The 10,998-nt window shown below is 42.2% G+C and carries 11 protein-coding genes; 4 read left to right on the top strand and 7 right to left on the bottom strand.

What is annotated here, in order from left to right; genetic code table 11:
- Positions 1-36: 36 nt before the first annotated feature.
- The 7 genes from CSV60_RS15530 to flaG form a co-directional block, all read right to left on the bottom strand.
- Positions 37-1,382, bottom strand: a protein-coding gene (locus tag CSV60_RS15530; protein WP_099637603.1) for an IS3 family transposase whose coding sequence is annotated in 2 segments (ribosomal slippage) — positions 37-938 and positions 938-1,382 — 1,347 coding nt in all. Because the reading frame shifts where the segments join, the coding sequence is not laid out codon by codon here.
- A gap of 518 nt (positions 1,383-1,900) precedes the next feature.
- The gene (gene hpf, locus CSV60_RS15525) at positions 1,901-2,455 is read right to left on the bottom strand and encodes a ribosome hibernation-promoting factor, HPF/YfiA family (protein WP_099637602.1); all 555 of its coding nucleotides are present in this window, start codon (positions 2,453-2,455) and stop codon (positions 1,901-1,903) included.
- Between the two features lie 116 nt (positions 2,456-2,571).
- Complete coding sequence (locus CSV60_RS15520) at positions 2,572-2,943, bottom strand: PilZ domain-containing protein (protein ID WP_158233194.1); 372 nt, start codon at positions 2,941-2,943, stop codon at positions 2,572-2,574.
- Positions 2,944-3,010: 67 nt separating this feature from the next.
- Positions 3,011-3,364, bottom strand: a complete 354-nt coding sequence (gene fliT / locus CSV60_RS15515; protein WP_099637600.1) for a flagellar protein FliT — start codon at positions 3,362-3,364, stop codon at positions 3,011-3,013.
- Positions 3,361-3,762 carry a flagellar export chaperone FliS gene (gene fliS, locus CSV60_RS15510; protein ID WP_099631068.1) on the bottom strand — a complete coding sequence of 134 codons (402 nt, stop codon included), beginning with the start codon at positions 3,760-3,762 and terminating at the stop codon, positions 3,361-3,363. The genes fliT and fliS overlap by 4 nt, the downstream gene beginning before the upstream one ends.
- A 33-nt stretch (positions 3,763-3,795) precedes the next feature.
- A complete protein-coding gene (locus CSV60_RS15505) occupies positions 3,796-5,316 on the bottom strand; it encodes a flagellar hook-associated protein 2 (RefSeq protein WP_099637599.1) in 1,521 nt (506 codons plus the stop codon).
- 20 nt (positions 5,317-5,336) lie between these two features.
- Positions 5,337-5,711: a flagellar protein FlaG gene (flaG, locus tag CSV60_RS15500; RefSeq protein WP_099637598.1), complete on the bottom strand. Its 375-nt coding sequence runs from the start codon at positions 5,709-5,711 to the stop codon at positions 5,337-5,339.
- Between the two features lie 259 nt (positions 5,712-5,970).
- Here flaG and CSV60_RS15495 point away from each other — a divergent pair, with 259 nt between their 5' ends.
- The 4 genes from CSV60_RS15495 to CSV60_RS15480 all read left to right on the top strand — a co-directional run bounded on the left by CSV60_RS15495 (position 5,971) and on the right by CSV60_RS15480 (position 10,467).
- Positions 5,971-7,938: a methyl-accepting chemotaxis protein gene (locus CSV60_RS15495; RefSeq protein ID WP_099637597.1), complete on the top strand. Its 1,968-nt coding sequence runs from the start codon at positions 5,971-5,973 to the stop codon at positions 7,936-7,938.
- A gap of 113 nt (positions 7,939-8,051) precedes the next feature.
- On the top strand, positions 8,052-8,168 hold the full coding sequence (locus CSV60_RS15490; RefSeq protein WP_099631072.1) for a YjcZ family sporulation protein: 117 nt from the start codon (positions 8,052-8,054) through the stop codon (positions 8,166-8,168).
- Between the two features lie 25 nt (positions 8,169-8,193).
- Positions 8,194-8,346, top strand: coding sequence for a YjcZ family sporulation protein (locus CSV60_RS15485; RefSeq protein WP_099631073.1), 153 nt, complete (start codon positions 8,194-8,196; stop codon positions 8,344-8,346).
- A gap of 138 nt (positions 8,347-8,484) precedes the next feature.
- Complete coding sequence (locus CSV60_RS15480; RefSeq protein WP_099637596.1) at positions 8,485-10,467, top strand: methyl-accepting chemotaxis protein; 1,983 nt, start codon at positions 8,485-8,487, stop codon at positions 10,465-10,467.
- Positions 10,468-10,998 lie beyond the last annotated feature (531 nt).

The raw sequence follows: 10,998 nt of genomic DNA, 5'->3' as shown, positions 1-10,998 counted from the left end.
CTTTTGAAGTGACCCCCAAAAGTTGGACAAGTTTTATTACGCACTAAGCTGGTGGTGTGTCCGATATTCTATCGGACTCATCCCTAATTTTGATTTAATACGTTTGGAGTTGTAATAGGAGATATATTCGGCTAGCTCTTTTGTAAATTGTTCCCTATTTTCGAACTCTTGTAGATAAAGAAATTCGGATTTAAACGTGCCAAAGAAACTTTCTATGACCGCGTTATCGTAACAGTTGCCCTTTCGGGACATACTTTGGGTAATCCCATTTTCGCTCAATGTATTTTGATATGGTTTCATTTGATAATGCCAACCTTGGTCTGAATGGATGATTAGTTGATCCTGATTTGTTAGGGTCTGTAATGACTGATTCAACATCTCGTCAACCAAGACATAAGTTGGTCTGGAACCGAGTGTATACGCAATGATTTCTCCATTAAATAAATCTAACATCGGAGATAAATAGAACTTGCTTCCAAATAGCTTAAACTCAGTAATATCCGTTACCCACTTTTGATTCGGCTGCTTTGCTCGGAAATCTCGTTCCAGGATATTCGGGGCGGTTTTGCCCACTTTTCCTTTGTACGAACGGTATTTCTTGATCCGGACTAGAGAGGTAAGGTTCAGCATTTTCATAATACGTTGTACTTTTTTATGGTTCACAATATGGCCGAGACATCGTAATTCCATTTGAATCCGCCGGTAGCCGTAACGTCCTTTGTGCTCATGATAGATGCTAAGAATCAGCTGTTTAATAGTCGCGTCAGGGTCAGGTCGATCCCACCGTTTTACTAAGTTGTAATACGTGCTGCGGGCAAGTTCTGCCAGTTGTAGAAGCGCACTCACTGTGAATCGGTGCCTTAGTTCGTAGACTACTTGCGCTTTGTTTTCTTTAGTAGTTTTTCCTGTTCCTGAACTAAGGCATTTAACTTTTTTAAATAAGCATTTTCCATTCGTAAGAAATCAATTTCCTTTTGTAGTTCTATTTCAGAAACAGATGGTTTCTTCTTGTTTTCTGGGTTTTGTTTCATGTATGGACGCCCCTCTTCTATTGGTGACAAGGCGTCCGTCCCTTCTTCCCTATACGCATTTACCCATCTTCTAAGCGTGGAATGGTGCGTTAAGTTGAAGCGGGCAGCAGTATCTCTGAGGGACGTATTCTCATCAATCATATAATGGATTACGTCCAGTTTAAATTGTACAGAATAACTTGTACAGGGTTTCTTGAAACCATTTTCTCCGTGATACCGATATCGCTGTACCCAATAACGAATTTCACTCTTGTCAATTCCGATAGATTGAGCGATTTCACGAAGACTTTCATTACCTTCAATGTATCGTTTAACCGCTTGAATCTTATCTTCTACATGTATTTTTCTCACTTGAACCACATCCTTTTTCTTTTGAATGTGTCCAAGTTTTGGGGTGCAGTTCATTTCCGGAGGGCGTGGCTTGAGCCGCTTCCTTCGCTTCGCTACGTCCAGGGTCTCAAGGCGCACGCTGATCCTCTCGGAGTCGCCCCCTCTTACGCTCCAATCCCTTGCAATGCAAGTGGATGTTACTTTTTGTTGTGCATTAAAATTAGTGTTGTAATGGGTGTTGAATTTCTGTACTTGAACTGAAATAAGTCCAGACACAACAATAATTCACACACCACCTCCAGTAAGTAATACAAGTCCCCCCACTATCCACGTAGGATGAAAGCGGAAGTTGGGGCGACTCCTGGAGGATCAGCGTGAGTTCGAGACCCTGGACTGAACGAAGTGAGGGAAGCGGCTCGGGCCACGCCCTCAGGAAAGCGTCCCCAACTGGAGCTTTCATCCCTCATACACACCCCGTCACTCACAAGTCATAAACCAAAAAACAAGCCCAGCATAAGCTGGACTTGTCTCGTTGCGTATTAGTTTGTTTCGATTAAGCCATACTTACCGTCTTTACGCTTGTAGACAATATGCGTGCCGTCGGAATCTGCATCCGTAAAGATAAAGAAACTGTGGCCTAACATGTTCATTTGAAGGATCGCTTCTTCTTGATCCATCGGCTTCAAATCGAACTGCTTCGTACGTACTACGTCGAACTCCACGTCGTCTTCGATCTCTTGAGTATTATTGCCATCAACCGACTGGAAGAAAGCTGCTACACCTTCACGCTCACGTGACTTACGATTAACACGTGTTTTATATTTACGAATTTGACGCTCTAGCTTGTCGACGATTAAATCCACAGCTGCGTACATATCATTGTGACGCTCCTCTGCGCGAAGTGTCAAATTCTTCATTGGGATTGTAATTTCCACTTTTGTTTGCTTATCACTATACACCTTCAAGTTAACATTTGCTGTAGCGTTTACACCTTCTGTAAAGTAACGCTCCAGTTTCTCAACTTTCTTTTCAACGTACTCTCTGATCGCCGGAGTTACCTCGACGTTTTCACCGCGAATATTGAAGTCTAACATATGAACTCCTCCTTTTTTAAACCCTCACTACCTTACTTCTTCATAGTACCCTTAAAATCCTTTCTAAAACTTAAGAAGTATGCAGAATTGTAAAGAAACTTCTGATTCATGTTAATTTATTCTGTTTCTTTCACTTTACGGGCATGATGTTTTAATTCTTCGGTGATCAGCGCATCCATTTTTTGCTCTTCATCAAACTCGAATCCATACTCAAAGCCATATTCTGTTTCCTTCTTCCAAGCCACATTACCTAAAATTTCAAAAGGATGCTGATGGATTGTAAACTCTAATTGCAGTGCAAGAATTTCTAAACGAACAGGCAGATCCAGATGCGTCACGAACTTCACTCCGCCTGTGCTAATATCCAAAATTTCACAATTTCCTTCATTAGACATGCTTCTCTCTTCATTATTTAGTTGAATGCGGAATGTGGCCGGTATGTATGGATTGAATGTGTACCGAAAGTAGTCGTGGCGATTATAACGCATAGGATTAGTCCTTTCTTTTGAATACGTATATGTAAAAAAACCGAAAGAGATTCCTCTCTTCCGGTTATCAGTGCTTCGAATCGAAATAGGCACCGTCTGGGGACATCTTACCATATGGATTTACATAGCTATTCATGTTTTCTTTTTTTGCTTGGGATTGTGAAATGTCTGTGCGAATCGTATGTGTGAAGCGTTCCAGACTCGTTTGTACATCTTTCTCCAAACGAATTAATTCCTCACCAAATGCATCTTCTTCTGCTGTGAAAGGCTGGGCTATTTGTGACTGCAACAGATCACGTTCATTCAGTATCTTGTTGATTTGCTCGATGACTTCATCACGATTTTCTTCATCTACTACCTGTACAAGCGCAATCAATCGAAGAGAACGGTCACGCCACATCGTCATGGCAGGTCGGATCATATCTCGCTCACGTTGGAGTATTGTTTCGTACGATTAATCTGGATTACTTGTTTCCACGTATCGCGGAATTCCGTAATGATTCCTGCTGCTTCTTCAAACATCGCCGGATCATTTTGGATATTGCCATCAATCAAGCGGCTGTTCACGAATTCGTACAGGACCAGCATGTTTTTGGATACGTCATAGGATGTATCCAATGTCAGCATCAATTCCGTCACAATCGCTTGTGCTTTTTGAATTGCAATATTTTTTTGCTCCAAATTACCTTTAGCCAGCTCCATCTTCCCTTGCTGAATAAATTTAAGGCATCCGTTATAAAGCATTAAAGTTAGCTCACCGGGCGTTGAAGTCGTCACCGTATTCGTTTGATATGCTGCATAAGGGTTGTTAGTAGCCATGTATGTCATTCTCCTTTTTCTAGCTAAGTTGCGTTACATGCCGCCGCCAAGTGAACTCATCAACTGAGCAGACTGTGAATTCGCACGTTGGATAGCTTGCTCCATTGCGTTAAACTGTTTCCAGTAACGACTTTCCATCATTTTTAACTTACTTTCAAAGCGCTCGATTTGTTTGTCCATGCTTTTGAGGGAGCGACCCAGGGCAAACGTGTCGTTTACCGCTGTTGAACTACCCGCTTTAACGGTAATCTTTTTTTGAGCGTCTTGTAATTCAGTTCGGTATTGTTGTGCAATTCCTCCCTTTTTAGGATCCGTATTGCTTTTACCGATTAAATCATAGATTGCGTTTGGATTTTCCGAAATTTTCGCACGAAGCGTATCTTCATTGATTGTCAATTTACCGTTGTCTAAATAATTACTCGTTGTTTCTATGCCTAAATCTTTCAGGCTGATTTTGATTTCTTTTCCATCTTTATCAGTAGTAGTAACAGTGCTGCTCATAATAGAACGTAAATTATTTAACATAGAAGTAAGTGCTGGATCGCCCTTTAAGGTACCGCTCTTGGCTTTTTCTTCCCAAAGTTCAATTTCCTTTTCTTTCATATCGGCTTTTTGTTCAGCTGATAGTGGATGGAAGGACTTGAATTGTTTTTCTTTAATTTTGCTGTTCAGTTTTTCGATCATTTCGTTATAGTCATTGACGAATTCTACTACTGATTTTAAGATTTGATCCGTATCAGTTGTTGAGTTAAATGTTACAGGCGAAGTTGTCGTCTGTTTAAGTGAAACTTCAAATCCATTTATCGTAAACGTGTTAGATGCGCGTGTTGTTTCTAGACCATTAAAGGTAAACTTTGCATCAACACCTTCCGTTAATTTAGGATCATCTTTTCCATTAACACCTTCAACCACATTTAACTTTAATTTATCTACCATAGTGCCCGATAATTTTATTATCCCATCTCCACTATTCTTAGCGCTCATCGCAATTTTTCCAGATGCTGAATCGTAAAATGCACTGACTCCTGATTTTTCATTAATACTTTTTAAAATTGAATCAATAGTGTCTGAAGCTTTGATTGTTAGATCTGTAACTTTTCCGTCGGGAGATTTTATCTGCAAGGTTTGTTCAGTATCAATTGGAAGAATCCCTAGATCAGTTAATGTTTTTGTTTTTATTTGATCATCGCTCAAGTTTTCATTAGTAACACTATCCGTAAGTACTCCCCCTTGAAGAGTAGCCTGCGTAGCCAATCGTTCTACTTCAATCGTCCCCGAAAAGTCCGAAGTAGAGCCTTTTGCCGTAATACTAACCGCTTGATCATTGGATACGTTGACGCTTTTCTTCATATACGTACTCTGCTTCATGACCGTGTCAAATAGCTTATCACTCGATTTTCTCAAGTCACGGTTGGTGGAACGATAATCGTCTAGTTGCCATTGTGTGTATTGTTTCTTTTGTGTAATTTTATCAAGAGGAATCCGATGCGCTTTCATCATGTCTCTGATAATGGATTCTGTATCGATTCCGGATGCCAATCCGCCGATTCTCATCGTGCCTCACACCTTTTTTGTTATATTTTATGATCGATTAATAATCCAATGAAGTCTCTCATGGCTGCATGTATGTCGAGCAATTTTTTTGGCGGTATTTCACGCACTACCTCTTCTGTTTCAGGGTCCACGATCGTTACGTAATATTCATTCAGCTGTTCGTGAAATTTAAATCGTAACTGGACATTCGCACTTTCGAGAAATTTATTCATACCATTCGTTAATTCTTTCGCTTCACTCTTTGACAACTTCACTTGTAGTTCTGGTGTCATCTGTTGAGTTGGTTGACCAATGGGCTGAATACTTGGAACTTCACTTCTGTTTTCAACAGTCCCACTCGCATATGATGTTTGCACTGGTTGGGTTGCGGGGCCTTCGCCAATTCGGTTGACCATGCTGGTTCCCCCCGTCTGTAATGAACAATCGTTACGTATAGTATCGGATTGAAATACGCGATGTTGAGCGTATCCTCTGTTTTTCTTCTATAGATTCACAGCTATTGTATTTTTACGTTGCGTATGATGTATGGAAATTCTCGCCACTTCCATTCTTATGCAAATAAATATTTACCCCCGTTATGAAAAACAGACTATTAGATTAGTCTAAAGTACTGTATGATAAGAATAATCTATAAGAGTAAAGGAGCATACAACCATGTTTCATTCCATCAAAACGAAAATGATCCTTCTTGTCCTCGTGCTAGTTGCTGGCGGGGTCCTGACAATGACGGGAATTAGTAGCTGGTTAGTGAAAGAACGGACAGAGAAAAATCTAACAGAATCGAGCAGTACGTTGCTAAATGAAATGAGTGCATCGATTGAAGCGGATTTGCGGCAATACAGTAAAGGGTTAGACTTGCTGACCGATTCATCAGACTATACGAATGCGACCGCCACAAGCGGTGAGGCAGAAGTTGCGAAAGCACTTACCCACACATTGGAGACGTACCCTGACGTATCTAGTACGTATCTTAGCTTTGCGACAAAAGAAACGATGATTCGTCCTTACGTGGATTTGACAGACTTCGATCCGTCTACACGTGAATGGTATCAAAAGGCAGTAGCAGAAACAGATCGCGTACACTGGACCAAACCGTATATTGACGCAGCGACAGGTAACTTCATTATTAGTGCTTCAAAAGCCGTGATGAACGGCAACCAACTAGTTGGTGTGGTAGGCATTGATATTCAATTATCCACCATGTCAGAAGATATCTCAGCGACAGCTATCCCCCATGGCGGTTATGCATTCATTCTCGATTCAGAAGGGACAGCTATCGCCCATCCTTCACTCGTCGGGGAGAATCTCATGGATCGTGAATATGTAGCCGAAATGTACAAAAAGACAGCTGGCCACCATACATTCGAGCAAGATGATGTCAAAAAGGTGGACATGTTCACGACGATTCCAAACTTTGACTGGAAACTCGGGGTCATTTACGATCAGAAAAACATGCAATCTCTCGCAACCGGTTTACGAAACGTCATGATCATTGCAGCTATCGTGACCCTAGCGATACTGGCGATTATTCTATTCATTTTCATCAGCCGAATATTGAAGCCGATTTTCCGTTTACAAGAGACCGTGCAGCAAGTAGCCGACGGCGATTTAACAGTCAGAGCCAACATCCAATCCACTGATGAAATTGGAGAATTAGGCACAGGGTTTGATAAGATGCTCGACCACATGAACAGTTTGATTACGACCGTTACGCATTCCGCATCCAATGTACTGGCGAGTTCACAAAACTTGAGTGCAGTATCCGAAGAAACCAATGCGACAAGTGAAGAAATCGCGAGTGCTTTGGCAGAAATTACGCGAGGCGTTGTGGAGTCTGCAGACAATGCGGAAACCGTGACGACTCGTGCGGAGTTATTGAATCAGCAAATTCAAGAAGCCAATGATACAGCCAGCGAAATGGCAAGTTTGGCAACAGAAGCCGTAACATTCAACGCAGATGGGCGCGCACAGATGAGTATTTTAAGCTCTTCCTTCAATAACTGGAATCAAGACTTGCAACAAATGGGCACGATGATCGGCTCATTAGAAGATAAAGTGAAAGCGATCAGTTCCGTCATTGACGCCATCACTTCGATCTCTTCCCAGACCAATTTACTTGCGTTAAACGCTAGTATTGAAGCAGCGAGGGCCGGAGAACACGGTAAAGGCTTTGCAGTTGTAGCAAACGAAGTCCGTCAATTGGCAGAGCAGTCTGCGAAATCTGCGGAACAAGTACGTTCTACGATTCAAGAACTGCAAAACGGCACACAACATGTCATTGAGCAAATGGACAATACACGGAATACATTTGAACGACAAAGTACAGTCGTACTAGATACAGAAGGAATATTCGAAAATATTTCTAGTTTCATTGGCGATATGCAATCCCGGATTAATCAATTCACTATGGCTCTTCAAGAAATGGACGTGCATAAAAACGATGTCTCTGCGCAAATTCAAATTTTACTATCCACAACAGAAGAATCTGCAGCTGCTTGTGAAGAAGTGAGTGCCTCTTCAGATGAACAACTCCACGCAATTGGTTCTGTTGCCGAAGCGGCTGAAGCACTGACTCAGTTGAGTGAAGACCTTAGTAATGCCGTGGAACGATTCAAAATCTAACACGATCCGCCTTTCCTTCTCTAAGGATTGGCGGATTTTTTTATAAAAGCCAAGGCACTCCGAGAATCTTTGCATAGAATAAGGGTAGTTCCACATTTGGAGGTGAAATCAATATGGGAGAATCAGTTAAAGGATCTGGATACGATGGAGGCTTCGGCTTTGCAATGATCGTTGTTCTGTTTATCTTATTGATCATTGTCGGCGCAGGATTTATGGGTTACGGTTGCTAATTACTAAAAAATTGGAGGTGGAGACATGTTTGGATTCGGTGGATATGGCTACGGTGGTGGCGGTTACGGAGAATCCGGTTGTGAGACTGGTGGCAATTACCGCTCATGCGGTAACGGATTCGCATTGATTGTCGTTCTGTTTATCTTACTCATTATTGTAGGCGCCGCTTGCCTATAATAGGTTAAAAAGAAACCTGTCGATTTTTCGACAGGTTTCTTCGTTTTCTTGACACAACGATGAACATATAGGAAATATAGCCGATATCAAGTTAGTCACACTAACGCATTACACATCTTAGAAGGAGCTGAACACCACATGTTACGGTCAATTAAAACAAAAATCATCTTAACCGCTATCATTTTATTCATTCTCGGCATTTCATTCATGACATGGATGACGAATGAGCAAGCGAAGAAACAATCTATTGCCAATGCCATTGATTCGAGTAATGCTATCGTCAATGAAATGAGTTTTGGTATTTATCATTTTATGGACAAGTATGAAAAAGGATTGGCATTGCTCGCAACGACCGATACAGTAACCAAATTTATCGGTGAAAATGGCAAGGACGTATCCGTTAAGGAATTAGAGGAACGTTTGGGCAATTTCTTGTCCATGTATCCAAGTACGGATGCCGTCTATTATTCATTGACATCTAAATTTACTGTCATCAAACCGAATGGTGATTTAACGGATTATGATCCAACGACTAGAAACTGGTATATATTAGCGCAACAATATCCAGACGAAGTGCAATGGACGGAACCGTATTTTGATGATACGACCAATCAGTTTGTCATCACTGCTTCTAAAGCCATTATGCTAGACGGCACGTTTGTCGGTGCTCTCGGACTGGATCTGGAACTAGCCGCTCTAACAGACGAAATAGCGAATCGCGATATCGGCTATACCGGGTATCCTGTGTTGCTCGATGATCAAGGACTGGCTATCGTGCATCCTTCCAAATCAGGAACCGATGTAACAAACGAAGCGCACTACAAAAAAATGTATGATGCAGACCATGGTGTCATCCAATATACCGATGATCACGGTATCGACAAGCGCAATATCTATACGACAATTCCCGACTTTAACTGGAAAGTTGGAGCAGTTTTTGAAGAACGCAATCTAAGCGCGATGGCGCATTCATTACGCAACTCCATGCTACTTATTGCACTCCTTACGTTGCTTCTGACATTCGTTGGTCTATTTATCACAATCAGCCGTATGTTGAAGCCACTCGATACGGTCAAAGAATTGATGGCTAAAGTGTCTGGCGGGGATCTGACAGTACGTTCAGATAACCAAAGTACAGATGAAATTGGTGAACTGAGTCGTGACTTCAATCATATGGTGCAAAATATGAACACTATCATCACAGTCGTCCATACATCAGCAGACCATGTCCGTTCGAATTCCGAAAGCTTAAGTGCCGTATCAGAAGAAACAAGTGCCGCAAGCAATGAAGTCGCCATGGCTGTTGGGGAAATTGCACAAGGTGCCGCTAAATCTGCAGAAGACGCAGAAATTGTGACAGAACGCATCGACCTTCTCAGCCAGGAAATCAATGAAATTCAAGAAAAATCGCAAGTGATGCTGGATATCGCAACACAAACTGGGATTCAAAACACCAATGGCCAACAACAAATGCATGCACTGAAGACTTCCTTTACGACTACGAGTAAAACGCTAGAAGAGATGTCCTACGACATGAATTCACTCGCAAGTAAAGTACAAGCAATCGGTAGTGTCATGGAAACGATTATGAACATTTCAAAACAAACCAACCTCTTGGCACTAAACGCAAGCATTGAAGCAGCTAGGGCCGGCGAGCACGGAAAAGGATTCGCAGTCGTAGCAGAAGAAGTCCGCACACTGGCTGAACAATCCGCACGTGCCACAGACGATGTCAAAGTAACAATAGAAGAATTACAAAAAGAATCACATATCGTATCTGAACAAATGCAACAAACCATCCACACATTCCGCGACCAAGGCGTAGTCGTCGGAGATACGGAAAATACGTTTGAAGAACTGTCTTCACTCATGGACACGATGCAAGAATCCATCCATATAGTATCCGATGAAATTCGCTTGATCGCTACGCACAAAGACGACGTGTCTTTAACCGTGGAAACCATGTCCGCCACATCACAAGAAACCGCAGCGGCCTGCGAAGAAGTCAGCGCGTCCTCAGAAGAACAACTTCGCGCCATCCAGTCGGTGACAGAAGCTGCCGAAACATTGACTGAACTCAGCGAGCAGCTAACAGAAGTCATCGCACAATTTAAAATGTAAATGATTTTAGAGAAGATCCCTGGTATGTGGGATCTTCTTTTTTTCGTGTGAATGCTCTGTTAAACGTGGTATCTGATCATACTCTGTGTGTGGGCGCTCTATTAAACGTGGTACGCGCTCATACTCAACGCGCGGGCGCTCTATCAAACATGGTATCCGATCATACACAATGCGTGAACGCTCTATCAAACATGGTATCCGATCATACACAACGTGTGAGCGCTCTATCAAACGTGGTATCCGATCATACACAATGCGCGGGCGCTCTATCAAACGGGGTATCCGATCATACTCAATGCGTGAACGCCCTATCCAACACCGGATCCGATCATACTCAATGCGTGAACGCTCTATCAAACATGGTATCCGATCATACACAATGCGCGGGCGCTCTATCAAACGGGGTATCCGATCATACACAATGCGTGAACGCTCTATCAAACATGGTATCCGATCATACACAACGTGTGAGCGCTCTATCAAACGTGGTATCCGATCATACACAATGCGCGGGCGCTCTATCAAACGGGT

Origin of the sequence: Sporosarcina sp. P7 (genome assembly GCF_002743425.1) — a bacterium.
Taxonomy (GTDB): Bacteria; Bacillota; Bacilli; order Bacillales_A; family Planococcaceae; genus Sporosarcina.
This window is presented reverse-complemented; position numbering and strand designations above follow the sequence as displayed.

Bases quoted from the DNA above. Each gene is read 5' to 3' on its own strand.
- hpf (WP_099637602.1), bottom strand. From the start codon at position 2,455: ATGTTAGACTTCAATATTCGCGGTGAAAACGTCGAGGTAACTCCGGCG.
- CSV60_RS15520 (WP_158233194.1), bottom strand. From the start codon at position 2,943: ATGCGTTATAATCGCCACGACTACTTTCGGTACACATTCAATCCATAC.
- fliT (WP_099637600.1), bottom strand. From the start codon at position 3,364: ATGATCCGACCTGCCATGACGATGTGGCGTGACCGTTCTCTTCGATTG.
- fliS (WP_099631068.1), bottom strand. From the start codon at position 3,762: ATGGCTACTAACAACCCTTATGCAGCATATCAAACGAATACGGTGACG.
- CSV60_RS15505 (WP_099637599.1), bottom strand. From the start codon at position 5,316: ATGAGAATCGGCGGATTGGCATCCGGAATCGATACAGAATCCATTATC.
- flaG (WP_099637598.1), bottom strand. From the start codon at position 5,711: ATGGTCAACCGAATTGGCGAAGGCCCCGCAACCCAACCAGTGCAAACA.
- CSV60_RS15495 (WP_099637597.1), top strand. From the start codon at position 5,971: ATGTTTCATTCCATCAAAACGAAAATGATCCTTCTTGTCCTCGTGCTA.
- CSV60_RS15490 (WP_099631072.1), top strand. From the start codon at position 8,052: ATGGGAGAATCAGTTAAAGGATCTGGATACGATGGAGGCTTCGGCTTT.
- CSV60_RS15485 (WP_099631073.1), top strand. From the start codon at position 8,194: ATGTTTGGATTCGGTGGATATGGCTACGGTGGTGGCGGTTACGGAGAA.
- CSV60_RS15480 (WP_099637596.1), top strand. From the start codon at position 8,485: ATGTTACGGTCAATTAAAACAAAAATCATCTTAACCGCTATCATTTTA.